Here is a 24598-nt window from a genome sequence, read left to right on the forward strand (position 1 = left end):
ACAATTGATCATAAAAATTCATGGTCAACACTCACAGGTCAATTGTCAATTTTTTATAACACCCTATCTTTACTTTCAATTCAATTAATCCCAATTTGTTTGTGATTAAAGTTTTAATTTTATTATTGTAATGTCCGATGTCCGATCAAAACACTAATTTAACTCCACCTCAAGCCCCCATTTCCAGACGTACTGCCTTAAAAATACTTGGTGCAAGTGCGATCGCCTTTCCCCTTGCCTATTCTCGTTTGGTTAAGCCTCAACCTAGTATTTATGAATCAGATCAATTAGAGTTACCTCGCTATTTAAGTAGCCCTAAAACTGTCACCGTTATCGGTGGAGGTTTAGCAGGTTTAGCCTGTGCTTACGAATTAAGTCAAAGAGGATTTAAAGTTATTTTATTAGAAAAATCCCCCCAATTAGGCGGAAAAATTGCGAGTTGGCAGATTAAAGTTAATGAAGATCAGTTTATGATGGAGCATGGTTTTCATGGGTTTTTCCCTCAATATTATAACTTAAAAAGTTTAGTTAGTGAATTAGAAATTAAAGATAATTTTTTATCTTTAGAATTTTATTCCGTATTATTTAATCCAGATCAACTTAACTATCAACCGGAAATTTTTAAACCTAGTAATACTGCTTTTCCTTGGAATATTGTAGACTTGGCCATATCTTCTCCTAACCGTTTTAAATGGGGAATTAATTTAACAAAATTAAAACATTTACAAGTTTTTCAAGCCATAACTGGTTTTCAAATTCCTAAAACTTACGAAAAATTTGATCATTTAACTGTTAGTGAATGGGTTAAAAATGACTTTCCCAAAGGATTATATGATTTATATTTTTTACCCTTTGCTAAATCAAGTTTAAATGCTCCTGATACCTTAAGTGCAGGGGAATTATTACAATTTTTTCACTTCTATTTTTTCGGTAATCCTGAAGGTTTGGCCTTTAATGGTACAAGGGATGATATGGGAACAAGTTTAGTTAATCCTATTGCTAATTCTATTCTCAAAGGGGGAGAAATTATCACTGATGTTACAGTTAGTAAGATTAATTGTGAAAATAATCAAATTAAATCCCTAACTTATCAACAGGGAAATGACTTTAATAATGTGCCTTTTTTAGTGGAAAAAAATCAATTATTAAGTGATGAAAATGATCAATATTTTGGTGCGGGCGATCGAGTATTTTTAGCCCAAAATAATGAAGAAGAAGCCATTAGTTTAACTTGTACCCATCAAGGTTGTACGGTTAATAAACAAAAAGACGGCACATTTTTATGCCCTTGTCATGGTGCAAAATATGACAAAAATGGCAAAGTTTTAAAAGCACCAGCCCAAAGAGATTTAACCAAATTTAAAATTAATAAAAAACAGGAAAATCAAGTAGAATTAATTGCTTTAAATCAAGAAAAAACTATTAAAGAAGAAACCTTAGAAACGGATTATTATATAATAGCAACTGATATTCCGGGGGTGAAAAATTTATTTAATTTAATGACGGGAGAAACTAATCCAGAAACCTCAAGAAAAGTAGAAAAATTACAAGTTTCCGATCCCTTTGCAGTGGCTAGATATTGGTTAGATCGTGACTTTAATTGGGAGCAAAGTTGGTTTACTTCATTATCAGGATATGCTTTAACTGATAGTATTACTTTATATCATAAAATACAACGTCAATTTATTGATTGGGCGGAAAAAACAGGAGGAAGTGTAGTTGAATTACACGCCTATTGTTATAAAGAAAAACAGTTTCCGACTCAACAGGATTTATTAAATCAATTTGAGCAGGAATTATATCAAATTGTGCCGCAATTAAAAGGAGCAAATATTTTACATCAAGAGTTAGTTAATCAGAAAAATTTTGCCGGATTTCCTCCTCATAGTTATAACGATCGCCCTGTAACAAAAAGTGAAATAGAAAACCTATATTTTGCTGGAGATTGGGTTAAAATGCCTTTTCCTTGTGGCTTAATGGAAAGGGCAGTTAGTAGTGGAATTTTAGCGGCCAATGAAATTTTAAAACAAGAAGGATTAAAAAAACGAACAGTTTTAACAGTGAATCCCGAAGGATTATTAAAAATCTAGTTATGCTCAAGAAATTGATTTAACTTAACCCCCTGAAAGCTTATGGAAAGGGCAAAGGGGGCTTTTTTTATGATTAAAATTGACGGCGGGAAAAAATAAAAATAGCAATTCCTAATAAAATAACAGTATATAAAATACCATATAAACTATGGGTTAATAACTCAAAATTAGTTGGTAAAACACCATAAACGGCTTCATTTTTAAGATTTAAACGGGATAAATCAGGTAAAATCAAATAAAGTTTTTCCGTCAAAGCTTGAATATTTGAATTTTTACTAATATTACCTAATTTTAATAAATCTTGGCTAATATTTCCCATTAAATAAACACCTAAACTAAACAAAGTTGCTAAGACTGAACTGGTAAAAACACCAAAAACAATTGCCACAGCAATCATTAATAATAATTCAAGAAAAAGATAGAAAATAGCAACTAATAAGGGGATTAAAGGATAACTATATTGAGCAAAAGTTAAGAGGCCAAAATAAATGGCACTCATGGCAATTAAAATTACAGCCACAACTGCCGATAAGCCAAAATGTTTACCAATAATAAATTCTGCTCGACTGATCGGCTTAGGAATTAAGACTAAAACAGTGCGTTTTTCTATTTCTTTATTAATTAATACTGTGCCGACAAAAATTGCTACAATTACACCAAATATTTCAATAGCAGAAATGCCAAAATCAATAAATATTTTTTGATGGGTATTAGCGGAAATTTCCGGTAATAAACGTAAAGCCAAACCTAATAAAATTAGGAAAAAAAGAATAAAATATAAAATTCGATCTCGGATTACTTCTTGAAATCCGTTTTTAGCAATTGCCCAAATTCTAAAAAAATTCATATTTCTTTAATTAAATAATGATCAAAATCAACAATAACATTTTAATTTATTTTCTGTGACTATTATCAAGTAATTAAATTAAAAGAAAATTGAACAAATTAAAAACTAAGATTAAACTTTGAGATGGCTTGAGTTATTCTAAATATTCTTCTAAAAAATCAAAAATTGGATCGCCATGAAAAGAATGATCTAATTTGGGAGCATCTAAATGAACATCAGGTAATAACAATTGTAGCATTTTGTTGAGGTCAACTTCAATCATTTCAATATCATCTCGATTAAAAAAATCTGCTAAAGCCTCTAAATCTCTACGATTTAACGCAATGATCGGTGACGCATAAAAGCCATCCCCAAAAAAACGATTTTTATTATCTGATTCTTGAGGAAGACGTTTGAGCTTTTCTCGCTCAACCTTTTCACTAAATTCAATTAAGTCTTTAGGAAAAGAGTCTTGATTGCGCTCAACTTTTTTTAGTGCTATTTGAGACCAATTCATTATTTTTTTTGATAAGTATTATCAATTAATCAGATTATGCTAATTTAGTTATAATTTAATAACTAACATCAAATTAAAGTTGGAATAGCAGAGCAACCCTGATTATTAATTATAATCCATTATAACTTAAATTTTGATCAATTGACAATTGGGGATTATTCAAAATTTATTAAATAATTATTGATCTTTAATTAAAGAACGAGTATAAACTCTAAAGCCTATTTCTTGTAAAGAATTAACCGCTTGATCGGCATTGTTTACCCAAAATTCTTTCCCAAAACGAATCAATTTAGACATATTTCCATTTCTAAAAATTAAAATTACAGGCACTTTCTGAAATTGGGGATCGCCCTGTTGTTTTAACAATTGTTTTAATTTTTCAATTGTAGCAGGATTCTTTATTTCTTGATAATATAATTCAATCATTAACATTTTTAAATTTTCTACTAATTCTAGATCTTCAACTATTAATTGTAATTTTTCATCTTTTTTATTTTTATCTACTTTAGCCCATAAAATCACTCGACTATCTATATTTAATAATGATTCTAAAGGAGGATAAACACTAGGAAAAACCACTCCTTCCATCGAGCCACTTAAATCTTCTAATTTTAAAAAAGCCATTGGATCACCATTTTTAGTGGTAATTTTCCTCACATCATTAATCATCACCACTGCGGTAATATGACTCCTTAATTTTTGTTCTTCTACTTCATTTAAACTAATTGGGGAGAGAAATCGAGCGGCTTTTTTAATAGCTAATAAAGGATGTTCTGACACATAAAAACCTAATAATTCTTTTTCATATTTTAATTTTTCTTCTAAGGTAAAATCTTCTACGGCCGGAGCGCTTGGTATTTCATCAAAATTGATTTTATTTGTTTGATTTGTCGGGCTATTTTCTGGCGAATTTTGAGACATTAAATCAAATAAATTTGTTTGCCCAGATTCCTTATCTTTGGCTTTATTATGCGCCCAGCCAATAATTAAATCTAAGTTTTTAATCATTTGATGGCGATTAGAATGAAGTTGATCTAATGCGCCGCATAAAATTAAAGTTTCTAAGGCTCTGCGGTTGACTACTCTTAAGTCAACATGGGAGCAAAGATGAGCTAAACTAATGAATTTTCCGCCTACTTCTTCCCTTGCCTGTAAAATATTTTCGATCGCACCTTCGCCTAAATTTTGAATAGCAGAAAGTCCATATAAAATACTTTTATGATGGGGAGTAAAATCTGTTTGAGAAAGGTTAAGATCAGGGGCTTTAATGGTAATCTCCATCTTTTGACAATTTTCCTGATATTTAGCAATTTTATCCTTATTTCCGCTACTAGCACTTAACAAAGCGGTCATATATTCAACGGGATAATTAGCTTTTAAATAAGCGGTTTGATAGGTGACATAAGCATAAGCTGTAGAGTGGGATTTATTAAAACAATTAGAAGCAATTAAACCATTTCCTAACAGAAAATTGTGATCTTTTACTACTCCTAGATCATAAACCTTTTCTGTTCCCAATGATTGACGACTAATTATTTTAACCATAATTTTTGATAATTAATTGATAATTAAAGAATTGAATAATTAACTAATAGCTAATAACTAATAACCAGTAACTAATAACTAAATAAAATTACTCAGCAGGTGCTACTTTTTCCTTAAAGAGTTTTCCGGGGGAAAAATAGGGAATCCGTGTGGCTGGAATCGTCATAATATCACCAGTCTGGGGATTTCTACCGGATCTTTCTTTTCTTTCTCTAGGTTCAAATGTACCAAAACCTACTAAGGTAACTCGATCGCCTTCAGCAACGGTTTCAATAATAGTTTCGATGGTAGCGGATAAAATTTTATCAGCATCTTTTTTGGTTAGGGCAGTACGAGCGGCGATCGCGCGAACTAAATCTTCTTTATTCATGATGAAAATTCTCCAAAAATCTTATAATTGATAATTAGAAGTATTAGATTTGATTACTTGTTATTTAAAGAAAATAAACAAATTGAATACTTCTGTTATTAACAGTGTAGCGGAAAATTCCTCTTATGCTCTGACTTTTACGAAAGTTTGCAAAATTTTCTGTGTTCTTTCCACGACTGTTAATTTTTATTTATGATCTCATATTAATGTATCTTGTATCCATTTCGTCAAATTAGCTCTAAAAAGTGACTTATTCAGAAATTTTACTTTTACTTTTTTCCATTGTTACCAGTGGATCTGGTCAGTTTTTCTTAAAACTTGGTGCCAATAAATTAGGCAAAGTAACCAGATTTAATAGAAATTTAAACCCATTGCACACACGCCCATCATTCCTTTAATGAGGGAGAAAATTTCTCAAATAAGAAGTTGTCAGGTAGGGATTCTTTACCCACCTGACAATATCGCTTACAAGTATAGCGATTTTTTAGGAACGACTAATTTGAAATCGAACCGTGTAATCCCAAGTAGACCAGCCCATAAAACTGTTTTTCTTCGACATTTTCCATTCCCGTACTTCATGAGCAGGGCCTACGGCAGAAATTTCCAATTCACAAGTACCGAGCAAGTCATCTGCGTCAAGGCTTACGATACTATTTATAGCACTTGTGGCAGCTGAAACAATGTTCGCAGCATTGGGGTTGTTCATAGTAGAAACAGCAGCGCCAATTTTTTGCACCGTACCATGGTACTTATTAGCCCAGTCTTTTCCAGCATCTTCATCATAGGCATTCATTCCACCTTTGATGACTTGTCCCTCCTCAACATCACCTTCAAATAAAAGGCAATCTTCGGGATAAAATGACTTTCTTTCCCTGTCATAGATTTTGATAGGACGGGTCAAGATTGCTTTGGTTACACCACCACCGACTAGGGCCCCGACAAGATAAAAATCATCGGCTCCCGTAAGATCTTCGGTATCTTTACAATACACATCAATTAATTCAACTCTGATACGAGTCATAGATTGCTCCATTGATTGGTTTAACTCTTGAATATTGTATGGTAATCAAAAATAAAGTCAAGTAATATTAATACCATTTACAAAAAGTAAGTTCAGGGTTAGTATAGGAATAAATTAACAGGAGCAATAGTATGTCAGGAATATCAAAAATAGAAGTAATTGAATCAGCAGATACACTAAAAAATCTCATGAAACAACAAAAAACAGCTTTGAATTTTGCCAAAGTTCAAGCTTTATATCTTTGGAAAATTCAAGTGGCTGAAACGATCAGATACTTAGCGGTAATGATGGGGCGTAGTGAGAGAACAATTTACGAATGGTTTCACTTATATAAGACGGAAGGATTAGACGCATTATTACAAGAACATAATAAAACAGGAAGACCAAAAAAACTAGAGCTAGAAACAGTGGCTCTGGTCAAAAAAGAATTAAGTGAGCCTCAAGGATTTAACAGTTACCAAGAAATAAAAATATGGTTATTTACTTGTCAAGATATTGAGATAAGTTATACCACAATACATCAATTAGTGAGATACGAATTAGGGGCAAAATTAAAAGTACCACGTCCTTATCATGAGTATCAAAATGAAGGGGTAATATCCGTATTTAAAGAGTATTTACCCATAAGATTAAAAGGCATAATAGCTCAAATAAAAGAGAAATGGGGTGATACTAAAAATATTTGTTACTGGTGTCAAGATGAAACTAGATTAGGTTTTAGAACAGAATTAGGAAGGAAAATAACTTTAAAAGGAGTCAAACCAGAACAAGAATTACAATGGCATTATGACTATTATTATCTTTATGGATTAATCGAAGTAGAAAATGGCAAAAGTTTTTTCTATGAACTATCTCATTTTAATAGTGAATGCTTTGGTAAATATTTAACAGAATTTAGTAAAGAATATCCCGATGAGGTTCATATAATACAGTTAGATAATGCACCCTGTCATACTGCCAAAAAGTTAGAAGTACCTGAGAATATAATTTTGTTATTTCAACCACCTTATTGTCCAGAAGTAAATCCGATTGAAAGACTGTGGTTATATATCAAACAACAGTTAAAAAATATCTGGTTTAAGAACTTAGATGATGTCAAAAATAAAGTAGCTAATATCTTAAATAATTTACAAGAAGATTTTATCCTGTCTTTAGCAGGTTGGGATTATATTGTTAATGCTTTATCTGTGTAGCTACTTTTTGTAAATGGTATAAGAGATTGTTACAATCAAATTATCATAAAAACTCAGATTTATGTTAGTCAAAAGTCCTCTAAACAAGCTTCTTGATCATTTTTAGTATAATAAAAAAGGGGGTAAAGCTCAGGTATAAATTATCAATGATTCGATGAAAAATTACAAATAAAGAATTAATTTTTGACATAAACAAAAGCATTACCAATTTTTTGAAAATCAAATTGAGAATCAAGCTTTAATAAAGACTCTGAAGCCCCAATAAATAAATATCCAGGGGAAGGCATTGCTTCATAAAACATTGAGATGGTTTTTTGGATTGATTCTGGTGAAAAATAAATAAAAACATTACGACAAAAAATAAATCTTGCATCTTTTAAATTCTCTAATTCCGATTCTACTAATAAGTTTGCTCTTTGCCAATTAATCAGATATTGAAGCTCTTGAGAAATTTTCCAAACATGATCTTGTGGGGTGAAATATTTGTCTTTTAAAGAGATAGATAAATTACGAAAAGAATGTTCTCGATATAGGCCTTGTTTAGCTAAATTAAGGCAACGACTTGAAGCATCAGACGCATATATTTTGAGGGGAATTTTATTTAATAAACCCATTTCTTTTAAAGCAATTGCTAAAGTTAAAGGTTCTTCTCCCGTAGAACAAGCCGCACTCCATATTTTTAAAGGATTAGAAAATGTAGGTAAATCATAACCTTCTTTTGATAGATAACAATTTTGTAAATAATCAGGAATAATAATTTTAACTAAAGTTTCAATTTGATCAAATTCTCGCCAAAAAAATGTTTCTGGCACGGAGAGGGCATTCATTAATTCTAACCATTCTTCTTGAGAAGTTTGATCATCATATTTTAATAAATAATAATAATCTAAAAATGAATCTATATTTCTGGCGATCAAACGAGGATAAAGTTTATCACCCAAGAGTTGACGTTTATTCTCATCATAATATAACCCTGTTTTTTGATGAATTAGGTCTCTTAAAATTACAAAAACACTTTCAGTAAAAGAATATTTTTTAGGATAAGAAAAAGTCATAATCATTCAAAATTTATAATTAAAAATTTATAATTAATCGATCGCTAAATCAATAAACCTTTTTGAGCCGCCCTTCTGACTAGGGTGGAGGGGTCATTTTTGGCTAGTTGAGATAATTGATTTAAACAAGCACGATTTCCTAAATAAATAAGAGCATTGAGTGCGCTTAATCTCACATTAGAATCAGGATCCTCTAAGGCTTTAATTAAATATTCTGAGGCGTAGGGATGTTTCAAGCGTTTTAAAATTTCGATGGTGGCACAACGTACGGTTGAATGATTGTGATTGAGTCCTTTGGCAATTTGATCAATATAATGATTGAGATTAAAGTTTTGTTCTTTATGACGACGGGCTAAAGTATTAATACAAATTTCACGGTTAGAAGGATCAACCGTTAAATCTAATAAAGCTTGGATCGCTTCTGGAGTAGCCATTTGGGATAAAGATTCGATCGCCGCTAAAACTAATTTTTGATCAGGATCTTCACTAATCATCCATTGTAAAGAAACTTCAGCCTCCGTACCACCCCTTTCCCGAAAGGCTTGTAAAGCATCCATCCTACGACTAGAATTTTCAGAATTGAGGGCGGTGAGCAGGGGAGGGACGGCCTCAACACTTTCAATTTGTCCTAAAGCCCGAATGGCCGCCCTTGCGACTTCTTCATCATCACTTTTAACTAAGGTGGTTAATAAGGGGATCACTTGTTCTTGGCCAAGTTTACCCATAACTTCTGTGGCGATGGCCTTAACGGGTTCAGTGGGATCATGTTGGGATAATAATTTTAATTGAATTAAAGTGTGATCTATGGTTTGTGTTTCTAATAGTTGATAAGATTGGCCTAGGGCTTTAATACAGTGGTATCTTACCCAAAAATTTTGATCCTCCAAGCCCTCTAAAATATAGGGAATACTCTGTTTAGGATTTAATTCCCCTAAAGCTTGAATGGCGGCCGATCGCACTTTGGGGGTATCAGTTTTTAAGACTTTAATTAAAATGTCAATAACTTGATCTTCTTGATCTAAATAGGGTAAATGTTTAACGGCCGCTAGTCGGACATTTTCATTTTCATCTTCAACACAAGCCAACAGAGCATCTACACATTCCGTAAAAGCAAAATAACCTGCTATTTTGACTGCCGACTCTCGCACAAGGTGATCGGGGTTGACTAATAAACTTAATAATTTTTGAGGCATTTGGGGATGCCCTAACGAATTTAAAGCGGAGATCGCTCCTAAACGCACGGTGACATCGGGATAACCGAGTAAACTAATTAAGGTGTCAAAAGCCTGATGATCGCCAATTTGAGCTAAAGCGGTGGTAATATATAAAATTAATTCAGGCTCAGTATTTAAAAGATTAGTTAATTCAGGTACAGCCGTAGAATTACCAATTCTTCCTAAAATACTGACAATAATTTGACGAGTTTCTAAATCTTGATTATATAAGTAAGGGATAATTAAAGGAATAATTTTTGCACCAAATTTAACTAAAGGTTCAATAATCATTGATCTAAGATTAGCAAAGGGCAAGAGTTTGACTAATGCTAATTCTACTTTTTCTCCTTCTAAACTACTCAAAATCAGGGCGATCGCTTTTAACTCAGTTTCCGATGCTCCTTCCATGGCCTTGAGTAGATTTTCTTGCCCTATCGGCTCAATATTTTGAGCTATTAATTCTAAAATATAAGCCCCTTCTTGATCAATTTGATGATAGCGCTCATAAATTTTTCTAATAGCAAGGGCAATTGCTTTAATAAAAGAATAATTATTTAAGGCTTTAACTAGGGAAGGTATAACTAAACTATCTCCTAATTGTCCTAAAGTTTCGGCTACTTGAGTACCCAATAATTCATGATTTAATAAAGGAATTAATTGAGGGGCTACGGAATTATCTTCAATGCGTAATAAAGCGTCAATAGCGGGGAAAGCCAAAAAGAAATTATTAGTTTCTAAAGCTATTTCTAATAATGCTCCCACGGCCTCAGTGGCGCGTAAATGGCCTAAAGCATCAATGGCATGATAACGAACATTAATATTCTCATCATTTAAGGCGCAAATTAAAGGTTGAATGGCACGGGGATCCCCCCTTTCTCCTAATGCTAAAGCCGTATATAATCTTACATCAGCATTAGAATCTTGGAGAGATTGAATTAAGGCGGGAACCGGATCAATATTACTTAAAGCTAATACTTGAAGTACACTATTTAAAATGTTAGGATTTTGATGTTGTTCTCTTAATAAATGTAATAATTCTTGAGTTAATTCTGGGGTATTGCGCAGAGTTAAAACGTCAACTGTTTCTTTTCTAATTTCCCAATTTAAAGTATTTTTTAATAAAGCAATTAACTGATCAGTTATATTTTGATCTCCAATTTTCATTAAACTATCTAAAGCGGAAAAAGCTAAGAAAAAATCTTCTGATTTAGCTATTTTAATTAAATATTCAACTGCTTGTTTAGCGTGAAGTTTTCCTAAAGCTTCAATGGCGTGAAATTTAACATTTTGATCGGGATCATCTAAAGATTGAATTAAATAGGGAATTGCCCGTTGATCTTGTCTTTCTCCTAAAGTTAAAGCACTATAAATTCTTAAATCATGATCGGGTTCTTGAAGACATTGAATTAAAGCAGGAATGGGATCAATTTTACTTAAAGTTAAGGCTTGAATAACACTATTTAAAATATTAGGGTTGCGATGTTCTTGGCGAAATAAATCAATTAATTCGGCCGTAATTTCCGGTTGTTCTTTATGGATTAACTTTTTAACAATTTGTTGACGAATAAACCAATTTTGATTATCTAAATCTTGTAAATTTAACACATTATGATTGTTATTTTGTTCTTTTTGAGCCAATTCTAATTCTAAATTAAATCTTTTTTCTTCTTCTTTTTCTGGGGTAATATCCTTAATCGTCATAATAATTCCCTTAATTTTTTCCCCTTCTTTTAAGGGAGAAAAAATAACTTTTTGTTGCATTTTGTCAAAATAAATAGAACTAGAAGTAGGGGGACAAGAAATTAAATAAGGCGAAAAATTAGGCGAAAAATTTTGATTGATCCCATTAGTTAAAATGGACTCAATACAGCGAAAAAAATCTGTTTGCTCCTGCAATTCTGGGACAATTTCTAAAAGAGAATTTCCATAAACATTTTCTTCTTTGATTCCAGTTATCTTTTCCAAATTGGCATCCCAAGAACGAATAATTAAATTAGTATCAGTCGTTAATATATATAAGCTCATAGATAATTGATAATGGACAATTGATAATTAATAATTATTACTTTTAACTTATTACTTATTACTTATTACTTCCCACTATTGGGTAAGTCGATCCATAATTTCCGCTAAATTTTTGGCCTGTATTAACAGATTTTCTGTAGCTTTTTTGGTTTCTAAAACACCATCTGCATTATTTTGAGTAATTTTGCGAATTTTGGCCATAGAATCTAAGAAATTATCAGCTATTTGAGTATGTTCATTATTAGAATCTGTAATCATCTTAATCTGTTTAGCTATATTTTGGACAGCACCTGTCATTTCTCGAATGGCACGGGATTGTTCTGTCATGGCTTTGGCTAACTGTTCCGATTGATTACTCATACTACCAACTGCTTTAACGATCTGATCCCCACTAACTGATTGTTCCCTCATTTCTTGAGAAACTTGAGAGATTAAATGGGCTAGACGTTGAGCTTCTTTAGCGATCTGTTCACCGCCGATTGATTGTTCTTTGAGGGCTTGATTGGTGGTATTCATGCCTTTACGCATGGATTCTACCGCTTTCATAATTTGTTTTGTGCCGTGAGTTTGTTCTCCCGTAGCCTTACTGATCTGACCTGCTAAATTATTGGTATTTTGAGCGGCCTTAATCACATTACGCGCGGCTTTCGCCTGTTCATTCATGGCTTTTGTTACCTGTTGAGTAATACCCCTCATGTGTTGAGTAGATTGAACGATCCCTTGGGCGGTACTAGCCTGTTCATTAGTAGCCTTGGCCACTTGTTTCGCTTGGTTAACGGTGGTATTAATGGCATTAACTACGGTTTGACCGGAAATTAATTGTTCTTCAGAGGCTTTGGAAATTTGACTAACTAACTTGGCCGTTTCTTCGATCCCCCCCAAGATTTTTTTCAAGCCTGATAAACCGTCTTCGGCTAAACGATTACTGTCATCGGCTACCCTTAAGCCCTCATCAGAAGTGCGCACCGCTTCGAGTGCTACCCCTTGCAATTTTTTGATAATACTGGCAATATCGGAAGTGGCTTGGGCGGCTCGATCGGCTAAATTGCGAATTTCCTCCGCCACCACCGCAAAACCACGCCCCGCATCCCCCGCACGCGCGGCCTCGATCGAAGCATTTAAAGATAGTAAATTAGTTCTTTCCGCAATTAAGTTAATGGTATCAACGATCGAGCTAATTTCGGCGGTTTGTTGGCTCATATCTCGGATCACATCGGAGGATTGTACCATTGAATTTTTAACCCTTGAGAGGCCTTGAATGGCTTTTTCAATCGTAGCACCCCCAGTTTCCGCATCTTTGGCTACTCGGCGGGTAGACTCATCGGCCTGTTGAGTCAAGAGACTAACGGAACGAATCGATCGCTCTAGCTCCTCCGCACTATTGGCCGCATCGGTGGCCACCTCACTAATTTTTTCGCCGTTTAAAGCAACGCCCTGCACGGATTGAGCCATTTCTTCAATAGATGAGGCTACTTCTTCCACCGTTACCGCTAAATTTTCCGTAGTGGCGCAAACTTCCTCGATCGAGGCGGCCATTTCATTGATCGAGGCGCTAGTTTCTTCGGCGGCGGAGTTTAAGTCTTCGGCATTTTGGGCTACCCCTTGGATGGAAGATGTCATTTCCTCAAGAGATGCGGCCGTCTCATTGACGGAAACATTCAGAGTTTCTGTATCTTGAGTAACTCTGGTAACGGAACTGGCCATTTGAGTCATGGAGGCCGTTACCTGAGTGGCAGAAGTGGACATTTCTTCGGCAGTTAAACTGACTTTTTGAGTGGAAATATTACTTTGTTGAATGGAGGTGGCTGTTTGTCGGATGGCAGTGGCTAGTTCATTACTACTAACCGTTACCTGTTCAATCGAGGCGGCGAACTCGTTAACGGTGGAGACTAATTCTTCGCTAGAGTCGGTGACGGATTTGGCTTGATTGGTAGTGCTTTTCAATGATTCGGCCATTTGATTGATTTCGCCAAGGTTTTGATCAAGAAATTTGATCTGCTCGATCGCACCTTGCGCCACATTTTGGGAAATGCGTGTTACTTCATTGGCACCGTCAGAAATTAAATTAGCTTCTTGTCGAACTTTAATAATTTCTTTTTGCAGATTATTTTGATTGTGTTGATTTTCCTGTGATTTTGATGAGGAAAAATTGGGTTGAGATCTAAATTTATTTTTTGCCATGATTTTATTAATTATTAATGATTAGTTATTGATTAAATTATTGGTAATTTTGAATTTTGAATTGTTAATGATCAGAGATAGAAATTAATTCTTCCACATTAAGAATTAAAATAATTCTGTCATTAAAAGTAGTAATCCCTGAGAGATATTTTCCACTCATTAAAGCCATTTCTTCTGGAGGTTCTTGAATGGAATTTTCAGGAATCCTCAAAAATTCTCTGGCCGTATCTACAATTAAACCAATGGTTCTATTTTGACATTGAATTACGATTAAACGAGTGCGTAAATCATAAGGAATTTTATCAAAACCAAAGCGAACTCTAAGATTAATTGCAGGGATAACTTGTCCCCTTGAAAATACCACTCCTTCCACGAAGGGAGGGGCATTAGGAACTGGTGTAATTTGTTCAATCATCTCCATTTGTTGAACAAAATTTGAATGAATCCCATACATTGTTTTGGCTAATTCAAACACAATAAAAGCATTGTCTGAGTCTTGATTTTGAAGCATTTTTTTCTCTCCTTATTTGATTATTAATTAATAGTTATTGTTGGTAAAAATTAAGGTTAAATTACCCCTTATCAATTACCCATTATCCATTATAATTTTATTAGGAGTACGGATTAAAGCACTGGCATCTAAAATTAAAACTACTTTCCCATCTCCTAATTCCGTTGCTCCAGCAATTCCTATTACTTTGACAAGGGGATCTGTTAATGGTCTAACTACAATTTCACGCATTCCAATCACTTGATCAATGATGAGGGCGATCGCATTAGTTTGTGTTCCTATCACCACAACTTTTAATTGTTGTTGATCTTGTAAATTTTCGTGATCTAAATTAAAAATTTTGGCCAATCTTTTAATCGGTAAAACTTGCCCTCGATAGGTCATAATTTCATTATTTTCTAATGCTGTAATTTCCCTTTCTGTAATCGTAATTATTTCCCTAATGGCTGACTGAGGAATAGCAAATCTTTGATTTTTAACAATAATAATTAACGCATCAGCAATCGCTAAAGTTAAGGGCAATTGAACAGTAAAACGAGTACCTTTATTTTCTTGAGTTGTTAACTCAACAATACCCCCTAACTCCGTCACCGTATTTTTTACAACTGTCATTCCCACCCCACGGCCACTAACTCGATCAGCTTTTTCTTGAGTAGAAAAACCCGGATAACATAACAATTCAAGAATAGTAAAATTATCAATATTTTCCTGATCAAATTGACTTAAAAGACCTTGTTTTTTTGCTTTATTTAATACTTTTTGGCGATCAATTCCTTTCCCATCATCTTCAATTTCAATAATTACCATTTCCCCCGCCGTTTTCGCACTTAAAGAAACAGTAGCCACCGAAGGCTTATTTAACTTTCTTCTTTCTTGGGGCGTTTCAATGCCATGACTGACGGCATTTCTCACCAAATGGAGCAGGGGATCCATCATTTTTTCCACTACCAATTTATCTATTTCTGTATTTTGACCGGAAATTTCTAAATTAATATCTTTTTGGCTACTTCTGACTAAATCCCTCACCACAAACTGCATTCGGGTAAATACTTCCCCAATGGGAACAAGTCTTACCCTCATAATTCCCTCCCTAATATCTCTCATCTGTCTTTCTAAAGTTGAATTTATTTCTTGTAAAGCTCTTTTTTGAAGTGGTAATAAATTAGATTGCACTTTTTTTAAATTTTCATCTAATTTAGCTCTACTAATTACTAATTCTCCTAACATTCTCATTAAATCATCTAATTTCGTTAATTCTACCCTCACAAAGTTGGCATTTTGAGAAGAACTGGGGGAAGATTGACTAAAATTTGTTTCGCTTACTTCAGATTCAATCTCATCACGATTGATCCTATTGATCATATTATTATGATCAATTTTATCAGATATTTTAGGCTCAGTTCCTAGATTTTGATCATCAATAACAGGGTTAATTTCTGTTAGTATTTCTGATGATTGTTGGTTAAAATTTTGATAAAGATTCCAGATTAAGCCATCATTTTGCCAATCGAGAAAATGCTCATCACTGCTATTTGTTAAGACAATAAAATCAAAAACAATATCATTTTGAGGAGTCATTCTAGGGGCAGTATGTGCCAATTTTCCCAAGGATTCTAAGCGACTACGAATCACATTTACATTGATTCCTTTTTCTGCTAATTTAGCATTAGGACTAAAGGAAAACAGCCAAGCAAACTGATAATTTTGTCTTAAATTTTTAATATTTTCTGTTTGTTGATCTGTTAATTTTAACTGTTGGGGAGTAATACTAGATTGACTTGTTTTTGGTGGGGTTAAATTTTCAATAAATTTAGTTAAATGTTCAATTAATTTTCTAATATCAGGGCGATCTTGTTGGCGTTGTCTAGCCATAATTAATTCTTCTAATAATTTCGTACTTTGTAATAATAAATCAAACCCTTCTGAAGTTAAAATAACTTTTTCATCCCGCAATAATTTCAAATAACTTTCCATGTGGTGAGATAGATTTTCTACATCTTGAAAACCCACCATTCCAGACAGCCCTTTAATTGTATGAAAACTTCGGAAAAGTTGATTAATAATTGTTGCTTGAATCTCTGACTGCCCAATATAATTTTCTAAAGCTAACAATTGTTTCTGAACATTAGTCAAATGTTCTTCACTTTCGGCGAAGTAATCTTCTAAAAATTCGGTAAAAATATTGTTTTCTTCTGACACATTAGACACAATTTTAATAATTTAAAATTAATAATTGAAAAATAAAATTAGCTGTGATTTATTAGCAATAATTCAGTTACTTTTTGCCATTAGCATTTAAAAAATCTCTGATCTGTCCCGCAAATGATTGGGGCTGAAAAGGCTTAGTTAAATAACAGGCCGCTCCCGCCTCAAAAGCTTCATGACGACTTTGATCATCCCCTTTGGTGGTTAAAATGACTATGGGGGTGGTATGATAATCAGGATGGGATAAAACGAATCTCAAAACGTCTAAACCGTGCATATCGGGCATATTTAAGTCTAATACCATCAGATCAAATGGAGCGAGTTTCATTTGTTCGATCGCTTCTAAACCGTTACCTGCCTCACCAAAAGTTACATCGGGTATATTTCTTAAGGTGGCCATCACCATTTTGCGCATAGTGGCCGAGTCGTCTACAACTAAAATCTTTCTCATATTAGGTTATTTCCTTGCCATTGAATAGTTTTAATTGAATAATTATGATATTTTAATGTTGTGAAAAATCAATAATTGTTAATTTTTTATTAAGGTTTGAGCCATGATCTTACCTTAATCTAATTTCTATTTCAGCATATCTAGGTTAAAATCAGAATTTTTGTTTACTTTTCTTTTTATAACTTTAATTTTTGCAATATATTAAGTACCTAATTGAAGCTTGGCAATAAAAGTTAATGGTTTTGTTATTCATTATTTGTTATTCTTAACAAGGCTTTAAGCTTTTTTTTTATAATTAATTTCCTACAATCTATAGTTATACTTAAAAATAAATTGATTAAGTAAAATTGAGTTTACAATTGAAACGACAACATCTTAGTAAGTAAAAATTGCCTTATGAAATTTAACCAAAAAACATTTTTTTTGATTCTTTTGTTATTTGTACCATTTTCGATCACCGCACATTTTTTAGATTGGTCTCCGGTTATCGTCTTTGTAACGGCTTGTTTGGCGATCGTGCCGTTAGCGGCCTTTATGGGTGAAGCAACAGAGGAAATAGCGGTAGTGGTAGGCCCCAACTTAGGCGGTTTACTTAATGCCACTTTTGGCAATGCCACAGAATTAATTTTAGCTTTTATTGCCTTAAAATCTGGTTTAGTGGAGGTAGTCAAAGCCACGATCACAGGCTCAATTATTAGTAATTTGCTCTTAGTTATGGGTTTTGCCATGTTATTAGGGGGTTTAAGATATAAAGAGCAAGAATTTCAAACAACGGTGGCCTCCACTAATGCTAGTTTAATGAATTTGGCGGTGATCGCCTTACTTGTACCCACTGCGGTGCAATATACTTCTACAGGAATTGAAAAGTCAACTTTACAGAATTTAAGTGTAGCAGTAGCAGTAATTTTAGTGATTGTTTATGGTTTAACTTTATTATTTTCCATGAAAACTCACTCCTATCTCTATGATGTGGGAGTAGTGGACTTAGAAGAAGAAGACGACAAACAACCACATCAAGTTAATTTAAAATTATGGATTGGTGTGCTTTTGGCCGTAACTTTAGCCGTGGCCGTAGAATCTGAATTATTGGTAGAATCCTTAGAAGAAGCCACTTCTGAACTAGGTTTAACCGCCCTCTTTACGGGGGTTATTTTATTACCCATTATTGGCAATGCGGCCGAACACGCCACGGCCGTAACTGTAGCCATGAAAAATAAAATGGATCTATCCCTATCGGTGGCCGTGGGATCAAGTATGCAGATCGCCTTATTTGTAGCCCCCGTCTTAGTGATCGCCGGATGGCTGATCGGCCAGCCCATGGATCTAGATTTTAACCCTTTTGAATTAGTGGCGGTAGTGGTAGCGGTTTTAATTGTTAATTCAATCAATGCTGATGGTAAATCAAATTGGTTAGAAGGCAGTTTATTATTAGCTACTTATGGTGTTTTGGGTTTAGCCTTTTTCTTCCATCCTGTGGTAGCAGGGCTTGGTTAATTTTTGTTAGGTTTTAACTCCCTGTTTCCTAAGATTAGATCAGGGAGTTTTTTTATCTAATATTTATTACCTATTATTTGGCCATTCTGGCTTTCATTCTCCCGACAAAATCATCAATTTGTGATTGAGTAGGTTGAGTTTTTTGCCAACTTTCACGCTGATTTAATCGAGGGATCCAATCATTAATTTTGTGATAGGAACTTAAATCAAAACCTAACATATTTAACCAAGGAATAGTAGTACCTGCCACAATATCAGCTAAGGTTAAACTATCACCGCCAAAAAAGGGATTTTCCCCTAATAATTCTTCTAAGAAAGTTAAAACGGTTTGCGTTTGTTTATTGGCTTTTGCTAACTGTTCATCACTAATTTCTCCTAACTGCATAGACTTACGCATTAACGGTTGCATTCCTAAGCCAACAAACTCGTTTACTATTACCATTTGTACCATTTTAATAATAGCTAAAGATTCAGGATTGCTTGGTAATAAAGGCGGATCGGGATATTTAGCCTCTAAATAGTCTAAAATTGCAAAAGATTCAATTACTCGAAAATCCCCATCAACTAACATCGGAATATGATGAAAGGGATTAAGTTTAAGAAATTCTGGTGTAAATTGATCCCCATCAAGCTTCATTTCAATTAGTTCAAAATTTAAGCCTTTTTCTAATAAGGCGATCCACACTCGACGAGAATTGAAAGATAGGGGAACGTGATAGAGTTTAATCATTGTTAATTCAATAAATTTTAAATTAATATATTATTAGTTGATAATTGAAAAATTGGCAATCAATTTGCTTAAAAAATGCAAAAAAGGGGTAAATATTAAAAATTTTCCGCCTTTTCCACATTTTAGATCACAAATTAACTAGCGATCACTTCAATTTCTGGATTAATATTTTCGGAAGGTTTAATTTCTTTAATTAAAGCTTCTTGTTTTAAATATTCTGCCAATTGATCTTCAATTTGTTGTTTAACAATTTGACGATATTCTAAAAAGTGTTCGTTATGCGCACAAACTGTTAAATAATGTTCCCAAACCCCCGGATTATTTTTAATAATACTAAATAAATGATGCCAAAATTTCCAACGGGTATTACGTTTAATTCCTTGTCGCCAAATTACAATTGCTAATGCTTTTAAATCAATAAAACTTGGTAATTTAGCAGGAGGTTTGCACTTAGGTTCACCTAATTTTAAAAAACACCGATAAACCCGATCTAAATACTGTTTAGGCTCATATAATGCCCAAAATGCTTCTACATATTCGTGTGCAATATCTTCTAAAGGACGAGTGGGAATAAAATTCATTAAAGTAGTTTGATTAATATTCCCGTCTTTATTTTCTCGCAAACGCCCTTCTTTTTGCAAACGATGCCAAAGTGCCGTATTTGGTAAAGCTTGTAACATGGCGAAAGTCGTTGTGGGTATGGCGGTTAACTCGGCAAAACGGATAATGCGATCGCCAGCCCCTTTTTTCTCACCATCAAAACCGATAATAAAACCCGCCATGGGGCGTAAACCTGCTTTAATAATTATATCAATTGAATCCGCCAAAGAAGTGCGAGTATTTTGGAATTTTTTAGTCAATTGTAAACTATCTTCATCAGGAGTTTCAATCCCTAAAAATACCGCATCAAAATTACATTCTACCATCAAATCCATTAACTCTTGATCGGCGGCTAAATCAATAGAAGCTTCCGTGTTAAATTTAAAGGGAAATTGATGTTTTTCTTGCCATACTTTTAACTCATTTAATAACAGTTTAACATTGCGTTTATTGCCAATAAAATTATCATCAACCATAAACACACCCCTTCGCCAACCCAAATCATAAAGAAAATCTAATTCTTTCAATAATTGTTCAGGAGTTTTAGTGCGAGGTTTCCTGCCATAAAGGACAATAATATCACAAAATTCACATTGAAAAGGACAACCCCTCGAAAACTGCACCGACATGGAATCATAAGCATCTAACTCCAATAAATCATAACGAGGGATGGGGGTAGTGGTAACATCAGGCTTTTGACTAGCACGAAAAACACCGCTTTTTTCGCCATTTGCAAGGGCTTCCACAAACATGGGTAAAGTAATTTCACCCTCATCTAAAATTAAAAAATCTGCCCCAGCATTTTCTACTTCATGGGGAACAGATGAAACATAAGGCCCCCCCACAGCTACTAATTTATGACGTTTTTTTGCCTCTTGAATTTGATCAATCATGTCATATTTTTGGACAATCATACCAGAAATGATCACCAGATCAGCCCATGCCCATTCATCTTCTGTAACGGGGCGAATATTGCGATCTACAAGCTTAAATTGCCATTCTTGGGGTAAAATTCCCGCCACAGTAATTAAACCTAAAGGTGGTAATAAGACTTTACGATTAACTAATTCTAAAATTTTGTCATAAGACCAGAAAGTTTTAGGAAAAATGGGATAAATTAGTAATGCTTTGGTCATAGTATTTTGTAATTTTTATTAAAGGTTAATGGTTTTAATATTAAAATTTTAACGAAAAAATTTTGAAATTAGGTTTTTTGAAGCATTTTTGTTGATCTTAACACTTCAACTTAAAAACTGCTCTTTTTTTACAATTTATAGTTAATGCAAGTGTACTATTTTGCTTTAAAATGCCTTGCTTTAAAAAGAGCGAAAATGTACGCAACTTTAAATAAATCCTTAGATGAAATTATCTGTGATTATTGTGTAGCTTAATGTCTAATTATTAAGTTAAACAAATTATAAATTACTTCATGAGTTTTTTAAAATAGTTAATAATTCCTGCTCACTCATTTCTTTTATCCCTAAACTACGAGCTTTTTCTAATTTTGATCCCGCATCTTCTCCTAATAATAAATAATCGGTTTTCTTACTAATTGAACTGGAAATTTTACCCCCTAATTTTTTAATAATATCCTCTGCTTCTTTGCGTTTTAAAGTTGGTAATGTTCCTGTTAAAACAAAAGTTTTATCTTTTAATAATAAGTTATTTAAAGAATTACTAACGGTTGAAACTTGTTTTTCAAAACTTAAACCTGCTGATTTTAACTGTTGAATTAACCGTAAGTTTTCTTCTATTTTAAACCATTCAAACACAGATTGAGCTATTTCTAAACCTATGCCATAAACTGATTCTAAATCGGTAATTTTTGCCTGTGCTAATAAATCAATTTTAGGGAAATTTTCTGTTAAGATTTCTGCATTAACTTTCCCCACAAAACGAATCCCTAAACCATATAAAACCCTTGAGTATGATTGATTTTTAGAATTGTTAATTGCATTAATTAAATTTTGAGCAGATTTTTTACCCATGCGATCTAAATTTTCAATCATTTCTGCTGTTAAATTATAAAGATCGGCGATCGATTTTACTAAGTTATTTTCAATTAATAAAATCACATTTTTTTCCCCTAAACCCCTAATGTCTAACGCATCACGACTTCCCCAATGGATTAAACTTCCCCTTAAAATAGCGGGGCATGAATTATTAACACAACGGGTAACAGCCTCTCCTTTAGGGCGTACTAATTTTGAGCCACATTCGGGACAGTTTTCTGGCATTTCGTAGGGTATAGTATGATCGGGGCGTAACTCTTTTAAGACTCTCACAACTTCAGGAATTATCTCACCTGCTTTACGAATTACTACCGTATCTCCTACCCTAATATCTAACTCTTTAATTCGATCTTCATTGTGTAATGTTGCCTTTTGTACAGTTGTTCCTGCTACTTCCACAGGTTGCATAATTGCCATCGGTGTAACTGCACCTGTACGCCCTATATTTAGGCTAATTTCTATTACTTTAGTTGGTACTTCTTCCGCAGGATATTTTAAAGCGATCGCCCAACGGGGGAATTTTTGAGTAAAGCCTAATTCCTGTTGTAATGAGATCAAATTTAATTTAACGACCACTCCATCAGTCATATATGCCAAGGTTTTGCGTTTTTCATCCCATTCTTGAAAATATTGATCTACTGCTTCTATTGTCAAACAAAGTTTACGATATGGATTAACTCGAAAACCTAATTTTTGTAAAAATTCTAATGAATCCCATTGGGTATTAATATTACTCTTAAAATCTTCGGGTAAATGTAAAGTATAAGCAAAGAAATCTAAGCGGCGATCGGCTACTTTTTTAGAGTCTAATTGTCTTAAAGTTCCAGCAGTCGCATTACGGGGATTTGCAAATAAGGATTCCCCATTTTTTTGCCTTTTTAAATTAATCTGATCAAATGTTTTTATTGGTAAAAAAACTTCACCTCTTACTTCTATTAGATCAGGTGGATTTTCTAAATTTAATTTAAGGGGAATTGAGCGAATTGTTTTAACATTTTGGGTAATTTCTTCGCCCGTGATCCCATCTCCTCTTGTTACTCCCCTTGTTAAAATTCCCTTTTCATAAGTTAATGCTAAAGAACATCCATCTATTTTTAATTCACACACATAATTTTGATTATTATTATTATTTGTTAGTCTTTTCCAACGCTGATCCCATTTATGTAATTCTCCAAGATTAAAAGCATTTTCTAAACTATAAAGGGGAATATTATGTTTAACATTAATAAATTTTGAGGCGGGGGTATCTCCTACTCTTTGGGTCGGACTATCGGGAGTAATTAACTTAGGAAACTCTATTTCTAATTCCTGTAATTGACGATATAATTGATCATAAACACTATCTTCCATGATAGGATCATCTAATACATAATAAGCATAAGAAGCCTTCTGTAATTGTTCTTTTAATTGAGCAACTTTTTGTTGAATTTCTAAGTTAATTGTCATAAAATATTAACGGTTTTTAAATTAAGATAAATTGATTTAATATTAATTGTTAAATATATTTTTAATTATTAGTTGATCGTTCTTAAGTTTAATCACAATTATACAAGATAATAGCTCCCTTTTCCCACTATCAGCCAATCATGATTATTTCTGAAGTTTAAAACTATTGCAACACAAAGCGATCGCTTCTTAACTTTCTAACAGAAACTCAAAAAGCGATCACCAAAAAACTGATTAATTAATCTAGTTAGGTTTTATTTACTCTGAATAAAACCTTAAAAATTATAAAATAAAAATTACTAATTATTCCTAATTATTAATTATTAAGGGCAATAATTAAATCTTGTTGGAGGGTAATATTTAGATCTCGATCGGGGTCTATGGAGATTAAATCAACGGATCCAGCCCCAAAGATTAAAGCTCCTAAAGCTCCTAAAGCTCCTCCTCCTAATACTTCTTCCGTTGCGATCGCATTATCTCCCGTGAAAATACTTAAGACAGTGGCGGCGGCCGCACCGATCAAAGCACCGTCTAAAATTTCTCCCCCTGTAGCACCTTCTTGCACCGTTTCCGTGCGTGTTACCACTTGAGAAAGTCCATTAATCGGTTGAGTTCTGCCATCGGCAAATACTAAATTTTTCGCCAAAAATTGTGAGCCTTTTTTTCCATCTTTTTCTGCTGGTTGGAGAGTTCCCTCTACTTTAGTTCCTAACGGAATTAATAATCTACGACTACTATCTTGAATATTAGCAGAAATACTCAGAGTTATATCTAAAGATTCATCTTCTTTTAATAAAATTTTTGTTTCTTCACCCTCATATTGTACTGGTAAAACCGTATTTTTAGGAATATTAACTTGACGAGTTTGATTGAGGGAATAAGTCTGTCTGGGAATTCTACTTCCCCTAAATAGTTGGGCTTGAGCGGCGGTAATTGGTAAAGCTGAACTTAAGCCCGTAGCACTAATCATCAAAGCGATCAGGGCTGATTTTTTTAGTTGATTTTGTTGGTTAAACATCTGAATAATCCTCTTTTTCATAAATTCTGATGGCCGATCAGACGCTCAGGATTGAGCTTTGTTCCAAATGTTAAGTTTCAAATGTTAAGACAAA

General features: G+C 33.5%; 18 protein-coding genes. 3 read left to right on the top strand and 15 right to left on the bottom strand.

Annotation, left to right across the window (positions count from 1 at the left end; translation table 11 throughout):
* Positions 1 to 137 precede the first annotated feature (137 nt).
* The gene (locus Anndu_RS04410; RefSeq protein ID WP_464103208.1) at positions 138 to 2090 is read left to right on the top strand and encodes an FAD-dependent oxidoreductase; all 1953 of its coding nucleotides are present in this window, start codon (positions 138 to 140) and stop codon (positions 2088 to 2090) included.
* A gap of 73 nt (positions 2091 to 2163) precedes the next feature.
* Here Anndu_RS04410 and Anndu_RS04415 read toward each other — a convergent pair whose 3' ends face one another.
* From Anndu_RS04415 to Anndu_RS04435, 5 genes are all read right to left on the bottom strand, one after another.
* On the bottom strand, positions 2164 to 2937 hold the full coding sequence (locus Anndu_RS04415; protein WP_464103209.1) for an ABC transporter permease: 774 nt from the start codon (positions 2935 to 2937) through the stop codon (positions 2164 to 2166).
* A 133-nt stretch (positions 2938 to 3070) separates the two neighbouring features.
* Positions 3071 to 3433: a hypothetical protein gene (locus Anndu_RS04420; RefSeq protein WP_464103210.1), complete on the bottom strand. Its 363-nt coding sequence runs from the start codon at positions 3431 to 3433 to the stop codon at positions 3071 to 3073.
* 177 nt (positions 3434 to 3610) lie between these two features.
* Positions 3611 to 4978, bottom strand: a complete 1368-nt coding sequence (locus Anndu_RS04425; protein ID WP_464103211.1) for a helix-hairpin-helix domain-containing protein — start codon at positions 4976 to 4978, stop codon at positions 3611 to 3613.
* An 88-nt stretch (positions 4979 to 5066) separates the two neighbouring features.
* Positions 5067 to 5348, bottom strand: a complete 282-nt coding sequence (locus tag Anndu_RS04430; RefSeq protein WP_464103212.1) for an HU family DNA-binding protein — start codon at positions 5346 to 5348, stop codon at positions 5067 to 5069.
* A 484-nt stretch (positions 5349 to 5832) separates the two neighbouring features.
* The gene (locus Anndu_RS04435) at positions 5833 to 6369 is read right to left on the bottom strand and encodes a hypothetical protein (protein ID WP_464103213.1); all 537 of its coding nucleotides are present in this window, start codon (positions 6367 to 6369) and stop codon (positions 5833 to 5835) included.
* A 131-nt stretch (positions 6370 to 6500) separates the two neighbouring features.
* On the opposite strand from Anndu_RS04435, the gene Anndu_RS04440 reads away from it, so the two are divergent.
* Positions 6501 to 7562 carry an IS630 family transposase gene (locus Anndu_RS04440; protein ID WP_464102232.1) on the top strand — a complete coding sequence of 354 codons (1062 nt, stop codon included), beginning with the start codon at positions 6501 to 6503 and terminating at the stop codon, positions 7560 to 7562.
* A gap of 176 nt (positions 7563 to 7738) precedes the next feature.
* On the opposite strand, the gene Anndu_RS04445 is transcribed toward Anndu_RS04440, so the two are convergent.
* The 6 genes from Anndu_RS04445 to Anndu_RS04470 form a co-directional block, all read right to left on the bottom strand.
* Positions 7739 to 8617 (bottom strand): CheR family methyltransferase, encoded by an 879-nt coding sequence (locus Anndu_RS04445; RefSeq protein WP_464103214.1) that lies wholly within the window; start codon positions 8615 to 8617, stop codon positions 7739 to 7741.
* Positions 8618 to 8661: 44 nt separating this feature from the next.
* Positions 8662 to 11856, bottom strand: coding sequence for a HEAT repeat domain-containing protein (locus tag Anndu_RS04450; RefSeq protein WP_464103215.1), 3195 nt, complete (start codon positions 11854 to 11856; stop codon positions 8662 to 8664).
* 75 nt (positions 11857 to 11931) lie between these two features.
* A complete protein-coding gene (locus Anndu_RS04455) occupies positions 11932 to 14037 on the bottom strand; it encodes a methyl-accepting chemotaxis protein (protein ID WP_464103216.1) in 2106 nt (701 codons plus the stop codon).
* A 64-nt stretch (positions 14038 to 14101) separates the two neighbouring features.
* Complete coding sequence (locus Anndu_RS04460) at positions 14102 to 14548, bottom strand: chemotaxis protein CheW (protein ID WP_464103217.1); 447 nt, start codon at positions 14546 to 14548, stop codon at positions 14102 to 14104.
* Between the two features lie 75 nt (positions 14549 to 14623).
* Complete coding sequence (locus Anndu_RS04465; RefSeq protein ID WP_464103218.1) at positions 14624 to 16747, bottom strand: chemotaxis protein CheA; 2124 nt, start codon at positions 16745 to 16747, stop codon at positions 14624 to 14626.
* A gap of 76 nt (positions 16748 to 16823) precedes the next feature.
* Positions 16824 to 17204 carry a response regulator gene (locus Anndu_RS04470; protein ID WP_464103219.1) on the bottom strand — a complete coding sequence of 127 codons (381 nt, stop codon included), beginning with the start codon at positions 17202 to 17204 and terminating at the stop codon, positions 16824 to 16826.
* A 396-nt stretch (positions 17205 to 17600) separates the two neighbouring features.
* On the opposite strand from Anndu_RS04470, the gene cax reads away from it, so the two are divergent.
* Positions 17601 to 18698, top strand: a complete 1098-nt coding sequence (gene cax, locus Anndu_RS04475; protein ID WP_464103220.1) for a calcium/proton exchanger — start codon at positions 17601 to 17603, stop codon at positions 18696 to 18698.
* Positions 18699 to 18771: 73 nt separating this feature from the next.
* On the opposite strand, the gene Anndu_RS04480 is transcribed toward cax, so the two are convergent.
* From Anndu_RS04480 to Anndu_RS04495, 4 genes are all read right to left on the bottom strand, one after another.
* Positions 18772 to 19428: a glutathione S-transferase family protein gene (locus tag Anndu_RS04480; protein WP_464103221.1), complete on the bottom strand. Its 657-nt coding sequence runs from the start codon at positions 19426 to 19428 to the stop codon at positions 18772 to 18774.
* A gap of 134 nt (positions 19429 to 19562) precedes the next feature.
* Positions 19563 to 21164: a B12-binding domain-containing radical SAM protein gene (locus Anndu_RS04485; protein ID WP_464103222.1), complete on the bottom strand. Its 1602-nt coding sequence runs from the start codon at positions 21162 to 21164 to the stop codon at positions 19563 to 19565.
* Positions 21165 to 21455: 291 nt separating this feature from the next.
* Positions 21456 to 23486: an NAD-dependent DNA ligase LigA gene (gene ligA / locus Anndu_RS04490; protein ID WP_464103223.1), complete on the bottom strand. Its 2031-nt coding sequence runs from the start codon at positions 23484 to 23486 to the stop codon at positions 21456 to 21458.
* Positions 23487 to 23802: 316 nt separating this feature from the next.
* Positions 23803 to 24504: a hypothetical protein gene (locus tag Anndu_RS04495; RefSeq protein ID WP_464103224.1), complete on the bottom strand. Its 702-nt coding sequence runs from the start codon at positions 24502 to 24504 to the stop codon at positions 23803 to 23805.
* Positions 24505 to 24598: the final 94 nt, after the last annotated feature.

Source organism: Annamia dubia NIES-4383 (assembly GCF_055394725.1).